This is a genomic window from Burkholderia sp. PvR073 (assembly GCF_054055695.1).
The window spans coordinates 328,965-343,842 of sequence record NZ_JBSRXO010000005.1; the positions used below are offsets into that span (position 1 = coordinate 328,965).

The window sequence follows — 14,878 nt, forward strand, 5'->3', positions numbered from 1 at the left end:
TGGATGTCGTTTTTACTTGTGGCTCAGCCGGCGCACGAGCCAGTCGCCGAACGATTGCACGATCTGCACGAACACGATCAGGATCGCGACGACCGTCCACATCACTTCCGGCAGATAGCGCTGGTAACCGTAGCGGATCCCCAGATCGCCGAGCCCGCCGCCGCCGATCGCACCGGCCATCGCCGAATAGCCGACGAGCGACACGAACGTGATCGTCAGGCCCGCGACGATGCCCGGCAGCGATTCGGGCAGCAGCACCTTGAACACGATCTGCGACGTCGTCGCGCCCATCGACTGCGCGGCCTCGATCAGCCCGCGGTCGACTTCGCGCAGCGCGGTCTCGACCAGCCGCGCGACGAACGGCGCGGCCGCGAGCGTCAGCGGCACGACCGCCGCGGCCGTGCCGATCGACGACCCCGTGACCAGCCGCGTGAGCGGAATGACCGCGACCAGCAGGATGATGAACGGCGTCGAGCGCACCGCGTTCACGATGCCGCCGAGCACGCGATTCAGGCCGAGATTCTGCAGCACGCCCTGGCGGTCGGTCAGGTACAGCAGCACGCCGAGCGGCAGCCCGACGAGTGCGCCGACCGCTCCCGAGATGCCGACCATGATCAGCGTCTCCCAGAACGACTGCACGAACATATCGAACATCTCACTCAACATACGAAAGCTCCTCTACCACCACACCTTGCTCGCGCAGGAACGCGAGCGCTTGCCCGACCTTGCCCGGTTCGCCGCCCGCGAGCACCGCGAGCGACCCGAACGCCTGACCCTGGATCTCGTCGATCTGGCCGTGCAGGATGTTGAAATCAAGTTCGTACCGGCGGATCGTCTCCGACAGGATCGGCTGGTCGACACCCGAGCCGGTGAATGCAAGCCGCAGCAAATGCCCGCTACCCGTCTTTAGCCGCTCGGCCACCCGTGCCTTCAGCGCCGGCGGCAGCTCCTGCGCGATCACGTCGCCGATCAGCGCGCGCGTCACTTCGTGATGCGGCTGCAGGAACACGTCGATTACGCGGCCTTCTTCGACCACGCGGCCCGCGTCGAGCACCGCCACGCGATCGCACACCTGCTTGATCACTTCCATCTGGTGGGTGATCAGCACGATCGTCAGGCCGAGTTCGCGGTTGATGCGCTTCAGCAGATCGAGGATCGAGCGCGTGGTCTCGGGGTCGAGCGCCGACGTCGCTTCGTCCGACAGCAGCACCTTCGGCTTGCTCGCGAGCGCGCGGGCGATGCCGACGCGCTGCTTCTGGCCGCCGCTGATCTGGGCCGGATAGCGGTCCTTCTGCGCGGACAGCCCGACGAGGTCGAGCAGCGGCAGCACGGCCGCCTCGATGTCGGCGCGGCTTGCACCGGCCAGCTCGAGCGGCAGCGCGACGTTGTCGAACACCGTGCGTGACGACAGCAGGTTGAAGTGCTGGAAGATCATGCCGATTTCGCGGCGCGCTTCGCGCAGCGCGCCCGCCGGCAGCAGCGTGAGATCGCGCCCGCCGACGACGACGTTGCCTTCGGTCGGCCGCGTAAGCAGATTGATGGTGCGCACGAGCGTGCTCTTGCCGGCGCCGCTTCGGCCGATGATGCCGAATACCTCGCCCTGCGGGATCGTCAGATTGACGTTGTGCAACGCGTCGACCCAGCCGGTCGGCCCGGGGAAACGCTGAGACAGATTGCGTAGTTCGATCATGTAAACAAAAAACGGCGGCCGGCTGGCGAGGCCCGCCAGTCGGCCGCCGATGCATCTGGAATAGCCGGCGATTTTACCGCAAACGCCTCATTCCCCTTAATAATCGATTTCGATCTTTTCATAACCAGACGAAATTAGAGGGGCGCTGCTGGCCGCCTCGGGAATGCGGCGACTATGATCCGGAACACCGATGCCAACGAACAGGGGACCCGCCAGATGACCGCCACCACCACGCCGGCCGCCGCACCCGTCACCGCAGCACCGGAGCCGGCGTCGCCGCCCGCTCCGCGCATGGGCCGGCTGCGCACTGCGGACGGACTCGAACTGGCGTCGTACCGCTGGCCGGCCGGCGACGGCACGGTGCCGCCGCGCGCGACGCTCGCGCTGGTGCACGGCCTCGCCGAGCATGCGGGTCGTTACGCGGCGCTGGCGGCCAGACTGAACGCGGCCGGCATCGACGTGCTGGCGATCGATCTGCGCGGGCACGGCCAGTCGCCCGGCAAACGCGCGTGGGTCGAGCGTTTCGACGGTTACCTGAACGATGCGGATGCGCTCGTTGCCGAAGCCGCCTGCGGCGATACGCCGCTCTTCCTGATGGGGCACAGCATGGGCAGCGCCGTCGCGGCGCTGTATGCGATCGAACGCGTGCCCGCCCGCGGCCACGCGCTGGCCGGTCTCGTGCTGTCGAGCCCGGCGCTCGCGCCGGGGCGCGACGTGCCGCGCTGGATGCTCGCGATGAGCCGCTTCATCAGCCGTGCATGGCCGACCTTCCCCGCAATCCGGATCGATGCGGCGCTGCTGTCGCGCGATCCGGCCGTCGTCGCGACCAATCGTGCCGATCCGCTTGTTCACCATGGCGCGGTGCCAGCGCGCACGGGTGCCGAAATCCTCGACGCGATGGCGCGCATCGAGCGCGGCCGCGGTGCACTGCGCGTGCCGGTGCTCGTCTATCACGGCACCGAGGACAAGCTGACCGAGCCCGACGGGAGCCGCGCATTCGGCACCCACGTCGGCTCGCCGGATCGCACGCTGACGCTATACGAAGGCGGGTTCCACGAGACGATGAACGATCTCGAGCGCGATCGCGTGATCGATGCGCTGATCGCGTGGATTCACGCGCGCGTGCCGGCGCGCTGAACGCGCGCTGCCGCGCTGCCGCGCCGCCTGCCGGTCAAATGCCGGCCAGCACGCGCAGGTGCGCGACGACGCTGCGGCCGAGCGCGGACAGGTTGTAGCCGCCCTCGAGACAGCTCACGATGCGGCCCTGCGCATGCCGGCGCGCGACGTCGACGACCTGCGCGGTCAGCCATTCGAAATCAGCCTCGACGAGACCGAGGTTGCCGATGTCGTCCTCGCGATGCGCATCGAAACCGGCCGACACGAACAGCATCTGCGGCTTGAACGCGTCGAGACGCGGCAGCCAGAACATGTCGACCGCTTCGCGGATCGCCATCCCGTTGCTGCGTGCTGGCATCGGCAGGTTGACCATGTTCGGCGCCTGATGATCGGCGCCCGAGAACGGGTACAACGGATGCTGGAAGAAGCTGCACATCAGCACGCGCTCGTCGTTCGCGAACGCGGCTTCGGTGCCGTTGCCGTGGTGCACGTCGAAATCGATGATCGCGACGCGCTCGAGACCGTGGACGTCGAGCGCATGCCGCGCGGCGATTGCCACGTTGTTGAAGAAGCAGAAGCCCATCGCACGCGCGGGTTCCGCGTGATGGCCGGGCGGCCGAACGCTGCAGAACGCATTCGCGTAGCGACCTTCGATCACCGCGTCGGTCGCCGCGATCGCGGCGCCGGCAGCACGCAGCGCGGCGCGCCACGTGTCGCGGTTCATCAGCGTGTCGGGATCGATCTCGACGTAGCCGTCGACGGGCGTCATGCTGCGGATGTAATCGATATGGGCCTGCGTATGCACGCGGCCCAGCGCCACCTCGCTCGCGAACGGGGCGGTTTCGTGCACGATCAGGTCGTCGATGCGGCTCGCGATCAGCTGATCCTGGATCGCCGACAGTCGGGCCGGGCATTCCGGATGCCATTCCCCCATCTCGTGCAGCATGCAATCGGGGTGCGTATAGAAGGCGGTTGCCATAAGCTGTCATCCGCGACGCAAGGTGCGCCACGAGTCTCCATCAATGATGTTCATCGTCTGCCGCGAATTCGCCGCTAACTTACCACAACGGTGCGCTGCTTCGCCCCGGCACGCAGGATGCGTCGGGTATACTGCGCCGAACCCCATCGCCCTGTCCGCCCGCTTCGACATGAATTCCAGCAAGCCCGCCGCCCTTCTCTCCGCACTGTTGCGCGTTCGCGTTCCGCTCGCGGCCGCTGCCGTCGCCGCTACGCTGGCCGCCGCGCCCGCCGTCGCGCAGACGCAGCCTGCGAAGTCCTCCGGCACGCGCGTCGCGCAGGCGCAACCGCAGCAGCCGGCGCCGCAAGGTCAGACCTTCGAAGAGGAAATCGTTCCGCAGCGTTACGCGAACAACGCGAAGGTCGATGCGTTCATCGACGAGATGGCGAGCCGCAACGGCTTCGATTCCGCGAGCCTGCATGCGCTGTTCTCGCGCATCAGCTATTCGGCCACCGCCGTCAAGCTCGTGAAGCCGGCGCCGACGCCTTCGGTGAAGAACTGGAGCGTCTATCGTTCGCGCTTCATCGAACCGATCCGCATCAACGCGGGCGTGAAATTCTGGAAGGCGAACCAGGCGACGCTGCAGCGCGCGTCCCAGGAATTCGGCGTGCCGCCCGAAGTGATCGTCGGCATCATCGGTGTCGAAACGATCTACGGCCGCTACATGGGCAACTTCCGCGTGCTCGATGCGCTGACGACGCTCACGTTCGACTATCCGGACACGCCGAATCGCGACAGCCGCCAGGCAACGTTCCGCAAGAACCTCGAGGACTTCCTGGTCTGGACCCGCGACAACCAGCTCGACCCGACCACCGTGCTCGGCTCGTACACGGGCGCGATCGGCATCCCGCAGTTTCTGCCGAGCAGCATCCGCGAGTACGCGGTCGACTACGACGGCGGCGGCCACGTCGATCTGCGCAGCAGTCCTGCCGATGCGATCGGCAGCGTCGCGAACTACCTGAAGCAGCATGGCTGGGAGACCGACCGCCCGGTGGTCTGGCGCATCACGCCCGACACGGGCAGCCTCGGCATCGCACAGGCAGCCGCGGACGGTCAGCCCGAGCCGCACTGGGCGCTGTCGCAACTGCTGCGCGCCGGCATGACCCTCAACGAGCCGATGGTCAACATCACCACCGAAGCCGGCACGCCGGTCACCGTGGTCGACCTGCCGTCGCCGGGACGCGCGACCGAATACATGCTCGGCCTGAAGAATTTCTACGTGCTGACGCGCTACAACCGCAGCTTCTTCTATGCGCTCACCGTGTACCAGCTCGGCGAAGCCGTGAAGGCGCAGATGGAAGCGAACGGCGCGCTGCCGCTGCCTGCCGCGGATACGGAGACGCCGGCGCAGTAAGCACGGCCCGCGCAAAGCAAAAACGCCGCTTATGCGGCGTTTTTTTTATCGCTTGCCCCTGCGGATGCCGATCGGGCTCAGGCAGGAAACACACCGGTCGACAGATAGCGGTCGCCGCGGTCGCAGACGATGAACACGATCGTCGCGTTCTCGACCTGGCGGGCGATGCGCATCGCGACTTCGCATGCGCCGCCCGACGAAATACCGGCAAAGATGCCTTCGACGGCCGCGAGCCGGCGCGCCATCGTTTCCGACGCGGCCTGGCTCACGCTCTCGACGCGATCGACGCGGCTGCGATCGAAGATCGTCGGCATGTAGGCTTCCGGCCATTTGCGAATGCCCGGAATGCGCGACCCGTCTTCCGGCTGCGCGCCGACGATCTCGATCGCCGGATTCTGTTCCTTCAGATAGCGCGACGTGCCCATGATCGTGCCCGTCGTGCCCATCGCCGACACGAAGTGCGTGATGCGCCCTTCAGTGTCGCGCCAGATCTCCGGACCCGTTCCTTCGTAGTGCGCGACCGGATTGTCGGGGTTCCCGAACTGATCGAGGATCACGCCCTTGCCTTCGCGCTGCATCTGCTCCGCGAGGTCGCGCGCCAGTTCCATCCCGCCCTTTACCGGCGTCAGGATGATTTCGGCGCCGTAAGCGGCCATGCTCTGGCGACGCTCGACCGACAGGTCCTCCGGCATGACCAGCACCATCTTGTAGCCACGGATCGCCGCGGCCATCGCGAGCGCGATGCCCGTGTTGCCGCTCGTCGCCTCGATCAGCGTATCGCCCGGCTTGATGCGACCGCGCGCCTCGGCCTTGCTGATCATCGACAGCGCCGGACGATCCTTCACGGAACCAGCCGGATTGTTGCCTTCCAGCTTTGCGAGCACCACGTTGTTGCGTGCGCGAATCTCGTCGTCCGGCAGGCGGACCAATTGCACGAGCGGCGTGTTGCCGATCGTGTCTTCGATAGTTTTGTAAGCCATGGAGATACCGTGAGTGCGAGGCCGATCAATCAATTGATTGTAAACCAGCGCGGAGGCTCGCGCCGGCAACCCCTTTGCGACGATGGAATAGGTCTGCCGCACGCGGCATGACGCAAAAAACCCGCGGCATGCCGCGGGAAGCCGTCGCAACGACGGCGACTGAAGGAGCCTTTCGTCTCGTGTGCGTTACTTCTGCGCAGTGCGGGCAGGCGCCGCGGCAGGTCTCGCCGCAGCGGGCTTGCCCGCGGCCGGTGCCGTCGCAACCGAACCGGCCGCACCGATCGTCAACCCTTCCTGCTGAAGGCGCTCGACCGTATGCCCGCCCATGCCCTTCACGCGCGACGCGAGATCTTCTGCATTCCTGAACGGACCGCGTGCGCCGCGCTCGTCGAGAATCGCCTTTGCCCGCGCGGGCCCGATGCCCTTGATGCCGACGAGTGCATCTTCGTTCGCGGTGTTGACGTCGACGGCCGCCCATGCCGACGCGATCGCACCGAGCATCGCGGCCGCGGCAAACCATTTTTTGATCATGTGCTGGATCTCCGATGAAAACGATCGGCGGCTGCCGACCGTGAGACCCAGTCTAGCGATGCAGCGCGTGCGTTTAAACCTGGCCGGACAGCCAACGCACGTAGCGGTCGACACCTTCCTGCACCGTCAGGAACGGCGCATCGTAGCCGGCACCACGCAGTTTCGTCTGGTCGGCCTGCGTGAAGCACTGGTACTTGCCGCGCAGCGCGTCGGGGAACGCCACGTATTCGATCAGCCCTTGCTCGACCTGCTGCGCGAGCGTCAGCGGCGGCAGGTTGTCGAGCGCGCGCAACGTGTTCACGACCGTCGATGCGACGTCGTTGAACGGTTGCGCACGGCCGGTGCCGAGGTTGAAGATGCCCGACTTCTCCGGATGATCGAAGAAGAACAGATTCACTTTCGCGACGTCCTCGACCGACACGAAGTCGCGCGTCTGCTCGCCCGGCGCATAACCGTTGTATTCGCCGAACAGCTTGACCTTGCCTTCCGCGCGGAACTGGTTGAAGTTGTGGAACGCGACCGATGCCATGCGGCCCTTGTGCGTCTCGCGCGGGCCGTACACGTTGAAGTAGCGGAACCCGGCGATCTGGCTCTTCGCGCTCGGCAGCACGCGGCGGATCACCTGGTCGAACAGGAACTTCGAATAGCCGTAGACGTTCAGCGGCGCCTCGACCTCGCGCTCCTCGACGAACCGTGTCGAGCCGCCGTAGGTCGCGGCCGACGACGCGTACAGGAACTGCGCGCCCTGCGCGAGGCACGCATCGAGCACCGCGCGGCTGTAGCGGAAGTTGTTGTCCATCATGTAGCGGCCGTCGGTTTCCATCGTGTCCGAACAGGCGCCTTCGTGGAACACCGCGCGTACCTTGCCGAAATCGCCGCGCGTGAAGCGTTCGACGAATTCCGTCTTGTCGAGATAGTCGTCGATCTCGCAATCGACGAGGTTGCGGAACTTGTCCGCGCGCGTCAGATTGTCGACCGCGATGATGCGCGACTCGCCGCGCTCGTTGAGCGCCTTGACGATGTTCGCGCCGATAAAACCGGCTGCGCCGGTGACGATGATGGTCATGATCGTTCTGCCTGAAAAATTACGAGACATCCGTGCGGCGCGCCGCCGAATGCGCTCAGTGAAACAGTTCGTCGTAGTCTACCGTGGCCGTACCGAGCTTGCCGACCACGATGCCTGCCGCACGGTTCGCGAGCACGACGGCATCGACGAGCGGCACGCCAGCACCGAGCATCGTCGCGACCGTCGCGATCACGGTATCGCCCGCGCCGGACACGTCATACACCTCGCGCGCAAGCGCCGGGGCATGCAGTTCGCCCGCTGCGGAAAAAAGCGTCATCCCCTCTTCCGAACGCGTGAGCAGCAGCGCGTCGAGATCGAGATCTGCACGCAGCCTGGCGACACGCTCGCGCAAGTCGTCTTCCGATTGCCACTGACCGACGACTTCGCGCAATTCGGCGCGGTTCGGCGTGATCAGCGATGCGCCGCGATAGCGCGCCCAGTCACCGCCCTTCGGATCGACGAGCACCGGCTTGCCGGCCGCGCGGGCCTTTTCGATCATCGTCGTCACGTGCGTCAGGCCGCCTTTCGCGTAATCCGACATCAGCACGACGTCGTGCTGCGGCAGCAGTGCATCGAAACGTGCGAGCCCGGCGAGCAGCACCTCGTGCGTCGGCACCGCCTCGAAGTCGACCCGCAACAATTGCTGCTGACGCGCGAGCACGCGCAGCTTGATCGTCGTCGGCAGCGACGCATCACGCTCGAGATGAGGCGTCACGCCGCTGCTGTCGAGCAACTCGACAATCCGCTCGCCCGGTTCGTCGCAGCCGACCACGCACAGCAACCCGGCCTGACCGCCAAGCGTCACGGCGTTGCGCGCGACGTTGGCCGCGCCGCCGAGGCGCTCCTCCTGACGCTGCACATGCACGACGGGAACCGGCGCTTCCGGCGAAATGCGGTCGACGTTGCCGAACCAGTAGCGGTCGAGCATCACGTCCCCGACGACGAGCACGCGCGAACCCGCGAGCTGCGCACGCGGTACCGGCACCACTTCTCGAAGGGTAGTCATCGTGCGTTCATCCACGGGAGAGGGACTGGGGCGCGACATGCGGACGCCCGATCGCATGGTAGTCGATGCCGAGTTCGGCCATCGCGTCCGGCTCGTACAGGTTGCGCCCGTCGAAGATCACCGGCGCCTTCAGTTCGGCCTTCAGGCGCGTGAAATCCGGGCTCCTGAATTCCTTCCACTCGGTGACGATCACGAGCGCATCCGCGGCGGTCACGGCCGCGTCCTGGGTATCGACGAAATGGAGGCGCGCAAGCGCGCCGGAAGCCTCGCCAAAATCGAGCGCGAACACACGGCGCGCTTCCTCGATCGCGACCGGATCGTACGCGCGCACGGTCGCGCCACGCTCGAGCAGCGCGGCGATCAGCCGGCGGCTCGGCGCCTCGCGCATGTCGTCCGTATTCGGCTTGAACGCGAGGCCCCAGACCGCGAATTCGCGGCCAGTCAGGTCCGCGCCGAAGCGCTGTTCGATCTTGCCGATCAGCACATCCTTCTGCGCGGAGTTGGCGGCTTCGACAGCCTCCAGGATGCGCAGCGGCTGACCGTTTTCGCCCGCGGTGCGGATCAGCGCCTGCACGTCCTTCGGGAAGCACGAGCCGCCGTAACCGACGCCCGCGTACAGGAAGTGATAGCCGATGCGCGGATCGGAGCCGATCCCGCGGCGTACGGCTTCGATGTCGGCGCCGACCTTGTCGGCGAGATTCGACATCTCGTTCATGAACGAGATGCGCGTCGCGAGCATCGCATTCGCCGCATACTTGGCGAATTCCGCCGAACGCACGTCCATGTAGATCGTACGCTCGTGGTTGCGGTTGAACGGCGCATACAGCTTCTTCATCTTCTCGCGCGCCACCGTGCCCGTCTCGTCGTCGTCGACGCCGATGATGATTCGGTCCGGGCGCATGAAGTCCTCGACTGCCGCGCCTTCCTTCAGGAATTCCGGATTCGATACGACCGAGAACCGGTGCGCGACGCTGCCCGCGAGCCCGCGAGCGCCGAGCGCCTCGTCGACCACGGCACACACGCGCTGCGCGGTGCCGACCGGCACCGTCGACTTGTCGACGATCACCTTGAAACTCGTCATGTGACGGCCGATGTTGCGCGCGGCCTCGAGCACGTATTGCAGGTCGGCCGACCCGTCCTCGTCGGGCGGCGTGCCGACCGCGATGAACTGGATCTCGCCATGCGCGACGCTCGCCGCGATGTCCGTCGAGAAGCGCAGACGTCCTGCCGCGCGGTTGCGCGCAATGATGTCCAGCAAGCCCGGTTCGTGAATCGGCATCCCGCCGTTGTTCAGGATGTCGATCTTGCGCTGATCGACATCCAGGCAAAAGACATCGTGGCCGATCTCGGCGAGACAGGAGCCCGTGACAAGACCGACATAGCCGGTGCCGATGATGGTGATTTTCATAGATGTTCCGGTACGTCCCGGTAATTGACTAACTTGGCCGCCGGGCCGGACCCGGCGGCAACCGCAGCGCGTCGGCGCCGCACGCCGGGATCAGCCCGGCATCGCAGGTTCGACGCGGCGCGGCGCATAGGTTTCCCAGCCGCTGCATCCGGGGCACTGCCAGTAGAAGAGCCGTGCCCGGAAACCGCAATTCTGGCACGTATAGCGTGGCAGATTTTTGGTGCGCTGCTTGATCAGCGCGCGCATCATTTCAAGTTCCTTACGGCGCGGCTCGTCGGCGGCCGCGATCTGCGCGTCGAGCAGGTGCAGCATGCCGGACAGGTTCGGCGACTTCTCCATCTGCGTGCGTGCGAGCGTATGCGCGGCCTCCTGGCCGCGCAACCCGGCGATGTGCTGATACGCGATTTCGAGCAGGTCGTTCGATGGATAACGCTCGACATAGCCCATCAGCAGCTCGGCACCCTCGACCGGCTTGCCGAGCGCGACATAGGCCTTCATCAGCTTGTCGGCGACCAGCGGCAGATAAGCCGGATTCTGCGCTTCGACGCGCTTCCAGTGCTCGATCGCGGCCGCGTGATCGGCCGCCGCCGAAGCGGCATCGCCGGACAGTATCGTCGCGCGCACGTTCTGCGGGTTCGCGGCAAGCGCGAGCTTCAGCTGTTCGGCCGCCGCCGCGGCGTTCTTGCGTTGCAGTGCGTCCTGCGCGAGTTCGCAGTGGAACTGCGCGATTTCGATGCCGAGCGGCTTGTCGCTCATCGACTCGATCCGCTTCGCGGTATCGATCGACTTGTTCCAGTCCTTCTCGATCTCGTAGATCGTCAGCAGCGCCCGCTGCGCTCCCAGCGCGTAGTCGCCGTCGGCGAGCCGGTGGAAGGCCTCTTCGGCACGATCGAGCAGGCCGGCTTTCAGAAAGTCCTGGCCGAGTTCATACAGCGCGTGATCGCGCTCGTTCACCGGCAGGTCCGTGCGACTCAGCAGATTCTGGTGCACGCGGATCGCACGGTCCGTTTCACCGCGGCGGCGAAACAGGTTGCCGAGCGCGAAGTGCAGTTCGACCGTCTCGGGGTCGAGCTTCGCGACCTCGATGAACGCGTCGATCGCCTTGTCCGGTTGTTCGTTCAACAGAAAGTTCAGGCCGCGGAAATACGATCGCGGCAGGTTGGCGCTCTCCGACAGGAGGTTCTTCAGGTCATAGCGTGACGCCGCCCAGCCGAGCGCAAACGCCACCGGAATTGCGAGCAACCACCAGAAATCCAGATCCATGCGAAATATCGAAGCAGAGACGAAAACCGCGCGAGATTCGCGCGGCGTCCGTATTAAATGACGGGCGGCATCGGCGGCTGATCGACGACGACCGGGGTTTCGCGCGCGGCGCGCAGGTCGCGCTTCAGGCGCCCGTTCTCGAGGCGCAGACGGAAGATCGCCGGCAGCGCGGATAGCAGACCGGCCAGCAGACCCACGACGAAGAACGCGAGGCCGATCAGGATCAGCGGCGCTTGCCATGCGTAGCCGGCAAGGAAATTCAGCGTCGCGGTTTGCGTATTGGCCAGTGCGAGCACCAGCAGCAGCACGAACACCAATACCCGGATCAGCCAGACGATAAACTTCATGTAGCCCTCTCTTTGTTGAGGTTTGCCGTGACGCGCGACTCCCCTTCGCGACGCCGAATCGACCCGTATTGTAAAGGAAGCGTTTCCGCGTCACCGCACATCCTGTGGATGCGCATTGCCACGCGGCCGCCGAAAACGAAAAAAGCGCCCGCTAGGGGCGCTTTTTTCTTCAGCCTTCGCCGGACAGATTCCGGGCAAACCGAACGACGCTCAACGCTCGTCGTCCGGATCATCAGCTTTCAGCGGCTCGCCGGCGCGGCCGTCGACGCGTTCGCGCAATTCCTTGCCGGGCTTGAAGTGAGGCACGAACTTCTCGGGCACCTGCACTTTCTCCCCCGACTTCGGGTTGCGTCCGACGCGCGCCGGGCGACGGTTGAGGCCGAAGCTGCCGAAACCCCGAATTTCGATGCGATGCCCTTTCGACAGGGCGTCGGACATCGCATCGAGCATCGTTTTCACCGCGAAATCCGCATCCTTGAGGACAAGTTGCGGAAATCGCAGTGCCAGCTGCGCGACCAACTCGGATTTGGTCATACTTCAGCAGACCTCGTGAGGCTTACTGGTTCTGGCCGTCGAGCTTCGCCTTCAGCAGCGCGCCGAGGTTGGTCGTACCGGTCGCAGCAGCGCTCGAGTCGGACTGCAGGCCGCGGATCGCTTCCTGTTGTTCAGCCGAATCCTTCGCCTTGATCGACAGGTTGATGCCACGCGACTTGCGATCGATGTTGATCACCATCGCGTTGACCTTGTCGCCTTCCTTCAGCACGTTGCGTGCGTCTTCGACGCGATCCTGCGCAATTTCCGATGCGCGCAGGTAGCCTTCGATGTCGCCCGTCAGCGAGATGACCGCGCCCTTCGCATCGACCGTCTTCACCACGCCGTCGACGATCGAGCCCTTGTCGTTCATTGCAACGTAGTTGCTGAACGGGTCGCCTTCGAGCTGCTTGATGCCGAGCGAAATACGCTCCTTCTCGACGTCGATACCGAGCACGATTGCTTCGACTTCGTCGCCCTTCTTGTACTTGCGAACGGCTTCCTCGCCGGTTTCGCTCCACGACAGGTCCGACAGGTGGACCAGGCCGTCGATGCCGCCCGGCAGACCGATGAACACGCCGAAGTCGGTGATCGACTTGATTGCGCCCGTGATCTTGTCGCCCTTCTTGAAGTTGCGGCTGAAGTCATCCCACGGATTCGGCTTGCACTGCTTCATGCCGAGGCTGATACGACGACGGTCTTCGTCGATCTCGAGGACCATGACTTCGACTTCGTCGCCCAGCTGGACAACCTTCGACGGCGCAACGTTCTTGTTGGTCCAGTCCATTTCCGACACGTGGACGAGGCCTTCGATGCCCGATTCCACTTCGACGAATGCGCCGTAGTCGGTGATGTTCGTGACCTTGCCGAACAGGCGCGTGCCCGACGGGTAACGGCGCGAGATGCCTTCCCACGGATCGTCGCCCAGTTGCTTGATGCCCAGCGAGACGCGGTTCTTCTCTTGGTCGAACTTGAGGATCTTCGCGGTGACTTCCTGGCCAACCGACAGGACTTCGCTCGGGTGACGCACACGACGCCATGCGATGTCGGTGATGTGCAGCAGGCCGTCGATGCCGCCGAGGTCGACGAACGCGCCGTAGTCGGTGATGTTCTTGACCACGCCGTTGACGATCGCGCCTTCCTTCAGCGTCTCGAGCAGCTTCGCGCGCTCTTCGCCCTGGGTTGCTTCGATCACTGCACGACGCGACAGCACGACGTTGTTACGCTTGCGATCGAGCTTGATCACGCGGAACTCGAGCGTCTTGCCTTCGTACGGGGTCGTGTCCTTGACCGGACGCGTGTCGACCAGCGAACCCGGCAGGAACGCGCGGATGCCGTTGACCATCACGGTCATGCCGCCCTTCACCTTGCCGGTGATCGTGCCGGTGACGAGTTCGTTGTTGTCGAGGGCCTTTTCCAGCGACAGCCACGATGCAAGGCGCTTCGCCTTGTCGCGCGACAGGATCGTGTCGCCGTAGCCGTTTTCGAGTGCGTCGATCGCGACGGACACGAAATCGCCCGACTGCACCTCAACCTCGCCCTGATCGTTCAGGAATTCCTCGATCGGAATGTAAGCCTCGGACTTCAGGCCTGCATTGACGACCACGAAGTTGTGGTCGACGCGCACGACTTCGGCGGAAATCACTTCGCCGGCGCGCATGTCTTGGCGGGTCAGCGACTCTTCGAACAGAGCCGCAAAGGATTCGGTATTCGGGGTGGAGGTTTGCAGGTCGGACATAAAAATCTGATTGTGCATGGATCGCTGTGCCACGCCGGCCGAAATGGCAGGCTGAAAGGGCCAGATCGAATTCCACACGGGGTTAAGGGTTCGAAACACGCTTCGCGCTCAAGCGCGAAGCACCTACATCCACCCGCCTTCTCAGGCGGGCTGGCCGAGCGCCCGGTACCACTGCAGCACCTGGTCGACAGCTTCATCGACCGAAAGCGCCGACGTATCGAGCAGCTTGGCATCTGCCGCAGGCTTCAGTGGCGCCGCTGCGCGATTGCTGTCGCGCGCGTCACGTTCACGAAGATCCCGGAGCAAGTCATCTATATTAGCAGAAAAACCTTTTTGCATCAATTGCTTATGCCGTCTGGTCGCGCGTGCCTCGGCGCTGGCCGTCAGGAACACCTTCAGCACGGCGTCCGGGAAGATCACGGTGCCCATGTCGCGCCCGTCGGCGACGAGGCCCGGCGTCTTGCGGAACGCGCGCTGGCGCGCGACGAGCGCGGAACGCACCGGCCCGTGCACGGCAATCGCCGACGCGCGGTTGCCGACCGCTTCGGCGCGGATATCGTTCGACACGTCGACGCCGTCGAGCTGCGCGCAGCCCTCGCGGAACGTGATGTGAAGATCGTCGATCAGCTTCACGAGCGCATCGATGTCCTCCGCCGCGATGCCGTAGCGCACGCTCGCGAGCGCCGCGAGACGGTACAGCGCGCCGCTGTCGAGCAGGTGGAAGCCGAGATGCGCGGCGACGAGCGCCGCGACGGTCCCCTTGCCGGAAGCAGTCGGGCCGTCGATCGTGATGACGGGGGTCGGGTGAAAGGGTCGGGTCGATTTCATCG

Annotated in this window: 15 protein-coding genes; 2 read left to right on the forward strand and 13 right to left on the reverse strand. The window is 65.1% G+C overall.

The window, feature by feature from the left end:
• Nucleotides 1-12: 12 nt before the first annotated feature.
• Together ACVK00_RS18235 and ACVK00_RS18240 are read right to left on the reverse strand one after the other, a co-directional pair.
• Nucleotides 13-666 (reverse strand): methionine ABC transporter permease, encoded by a 654-nt coding sequence (locus tag ACVK00_RS18235; RefSeq protein ID WP_011656289.1) that lies wholly within the window; start codon nucleotides 664-666, stop codon nucleotides 13-15.
• A complete protein-coding gene (locus ACVK00_RS18240) occupies nucleotides 656-1,690 on the reverse strand; it encodes a methionine ABC transporter ATP-binding protein (RefSeq protein WP_006750741.1) in 1,035 nt (344 codons plus the stop codon). The genes ACVK00_RS18235 and ACVK00_RS18240 overlap by 11 nt, the downstream gene beginning before the upstream one ends.
• 216 nt (nucleotides 1,691-1,906) lie before the next feature.
• Between ACVK00_RS18240 and ACVK00_RS18245 the strand changes: the two genes are divergently transcribed.
• The gene (locus ACVK00_RS18245; RefSeq protein WP_284888944.1) at nucleotides 1,907-2,827 is read left to right on the forward strand and encodes an alpha/beta hydrolase; all 921 of its coding nucleotides are present in this window, start codon (nucleotides 1,907-1,909) and stop codon (nucleotides 2,825-2,827) included.
• Nucleotides 2,828-2,861: 34 nt separating this feature from the next.
• Here ACVK00_RS18245 and ACVK00_RS18250 read toward each other — a convergent pair whose 3' ends face one another.
• Nucleotides 2,862-3,785: a histone deacetylase family protein gene (locus tag ACVK00_RS18250; RefSeq protein ID WP_284888943.1), complete on the reverse strand. Its 924-nt coding sequence runs from the start codon at nucleotides 3,783-3,785 to the stop codon at nucleotides 2,862-2,864.
• A gap of 43 nt (nucleotides 3,786-3,828) precedes the next feature.
• Here ACVK00_RS18250 and mltB point away from each other — a divergent pair, with 43 nt between their 5' ends.
• Nucleotides 3,829-5,178 (forward strand): lytic murein transglycosylase B, encoded by a 1,350-nt coding sequence (gene mltB, locus ACVK00_RS18255; RefSeq protein ID WP_228907123.1) that lies wholly within the window; start codon nucleotides 3,829-3,831, stop codon nucleotides 5,176-5,178.
• 77 nt (nucleotides 5,179-5,255) lie between these two features.
• On the opposite strand, the gene cysM is transcribed toward mltB, so the two are convergent.
• From cysM to cmk, 10 genes are all read right to left on the reverse strand, one after another.
• Nucleotides 5,256-6,158: a cysteine synthase CysM gene (cysM, locus tag ACVK00_RS18260; RefSeq protein ID WP_228907122.1), complete on the reverse strand. Its 903-nt coding sequence runs from the start codon at nucleotides 6,156-6,158 to the stop codon at nucleotides 5,256-5,258.
• Nucleotides 6,159-6,344: 186 nt separating this feature from the next.
• Complete coding sequence (locus ACVK00_RS18265; protein WP_228907121.1) at nucleotides 6,345-6,689, reverse strand: ComEA family DNA-binding protein; 345 nt, start codon at nucleotides 6,687-6,689, stop codon at nucleotides 6,345-6,347.
• Nucleotides 6,690-6,762: 73 nt separating this feature from the next.
• On the reverse strand, nucleotides 6,763-7,755 hold the full coding sequence (gene rfaD / locus ACVK00_RS18270) for an ADP-glyceromanno-heptose 6-epimerase (protein ID WP_166722807.1): 993 nt from the start codon (nucleotides 7,753-7,755) through the stop codon (nucleotides 6,763-6,765).
• Between the two features lie 55 nt (nucleotides 7,756-7,810).
• Complete coding sequence (gene rfaE1 / locus ACVK00_RS18275; RefSeq protein WP_166722806.1) at nucleotides 7,811-8,761, reverse strand: D-glycero-beta-D-manno-heptose-7-phosphate kinase; 951 nt, start codon at nucleotides 8,759-8,761, stop codon at nucleotides 7,811-7,813.
• Nucleotides 8,762-8,768: 7 nt separating this feature from the next.
• Complete coding sequence (locus ACVK00_RS18280; protein WP_284888942.1) at nucleotides 8,769-10,169, reverse strand: UDP-glucose dehydrogenase family protein; 1,401 nt, start codon at nucleotides 10,167-10,169, stop codon at nucleotides 8,769-8,771.
• 90 nt (nucleotides 10,170-10,259) lie between these two features.
• Entirely contained in the window at nucleotides 10,260-11,432 is a 1,173-nt protein-coding gene (lapB, locus tag ACVK00_RS18285) for a lipopolysaccharide assembly protein LapB (RefSeq protein ID WP_166722804.1), read from the reverse strand.
• Between the two features lie 53 nt (nucleotides 11,433-11,485).
• Entirely contained in the window at nucleotides 11,486-11,779 is a 294-nt protein-coding gene (locus tag ACVK00_RS18290) for a lipopolysaccharide assembly protein LapA domain-containing protein (protein WP_006756794.1), read from the reverse strand.
• Nucleotides 11,780-11,989: 210 nt separating this feature from the next.
• The gene (locus tag ACVK00_RS18295) at nucleotides 11,990-12,313 is read right to left on the reverse strand and encodes an integration host factor subunit beta (protein WP_006750752.1); all 324 of its coding nucleotides are present in this window, start codon (nucleotides 12,311-12,313) and stop codon (nucleotides 11,990-11,992) included.
• A 22-nt stretch (nucleotides 12,314-12,335) separates the two neighbouring features.
• Complete coding sequence (gene rpsA, locus ACVK00_RS18300; protein ID WP_166722803.1) at nucleotides 12,336-14,048, reverse strand: 30S ribosomal protein S1; 1,713 nt, start codon at nucleotides 14,046-14,048, stop codon at nucleotides 12,336-12,338.
• Between the two features lie 141 nt (nucleotides 14,049-14,189).
• Entirely contained in the window at nucleotides 14,190-14,876 is a 687-nt protein-coding gene (gene cmk / locus ACVK00_RS18305) for a (d)CMP kinase (protein WP_228907118.1), read from the reverse strand.
• Nucleotides 14,877-14,878: the final 2 nt, after the last annotated feature.

Bases quoted from the DNA above. Each gene is read 5' to 3' on its own strand.
- ACVK00_RS18235 (WP_011656289.1), bottom strand. From the start codon at position 666: ATGTTGAGTGAGATGTTCGATATGTTCGTGCAGTCGTTCTGGGAGACG.
- ACVK00_RS18240 (WP_006750741.1), bottom strand. From the start codon at position 1,690: ATGATCGAACTACGCAATCTGTCTCAGCGTTTCCCCGGGCCGACCGGC.
- ACVK00_RS18245 (WP_284888944.1), top strand. From the start codon at position 1,907: ATGACCGCCACCACCACGCCGGCCGCCGCACCCGTCACCGCAGCACCG.
- ACVK00_RS18250 (WP_284888943.1), bottom strand. From the start codon at position 3,785: ATGGCAACCGCCTTCTATACGCACCCCGATTGCATGCTGCACGAGATG.
- mltB (WP_228907123.1), top strand. From the start codon at position 3,829: ATGATGTTCATCGTCTGCCGCGAATTCGCCGCTAACTTACCACAACGG.
- cysM (WP_228907122.1), bottom strand. From the start codon at position 6,158: ATGGCTTACAAAACTATCGAAGACACGATCGGCAACACGCCGCTCGTG.
- ACVK00_RS18265 (WP_228907121.1), bottom strand. From the start codon at position 6,689: ATGATCAAAAAATGGTTTGCCGCGGCCGCGATGCTCGGTGCGATCGCG.
- rfaD (WP_166722807.1), bottom strand. From the start codon at position 7,755: ATGACCATCATCGTCACCGGCGCAGCCGGTTTTATCGGCGCGAACATC.
- rfaE1 (WP_166722806.1), bottom strand. From the start codon at position 8,761: ATGACTACCCTTCGAGAAGTGGTGCCGGTACCGCGTGCGCAGCTCGCG.
- ACVK00_RS18280 (WP_284888942.1), bottom strand. From the start codon at position 10,169: ATGAAAATCACCATCATCGGCACCGGCTATGTCGGTCTTGTCACGGGC.
- lapB (WP_166722804.1), bottom strand. From the start codon at position 11,432: ATGGATCTGGATTTCTGGTGGTTGCTCGCAATTCCGGTGGCGTTTGCG.
- ACVK00_RS18290 (WP_006756794.1), bottom strand. From the start codon at position 11,779: ATGAAGTTTATCGTCTGGCTGATCCGGGTATTGGTGTTCGTGCTGCTG.
- ACVK00_RS18295 (WP_006750752.1), bottom strand. From the start codon at position 12,313: ATGACCAAATCCGAGTTGGTCGCGCAGCTGGCACTGCGATTTCCGCAA.
- rpsA (WP_166722803.1), bottom strand. From the start codon at position 14,048: ATGTCCGACCTGCAAACCTCCACCCCGAATACCGAATCCTTTGCGGCT.
- cmk (WP_228907118.1), bottom strand. From the start codon at position 14,876: ATGAAATCGACCCGACCCTTTCACCCGACCCCCGTCATCACGATCGAC.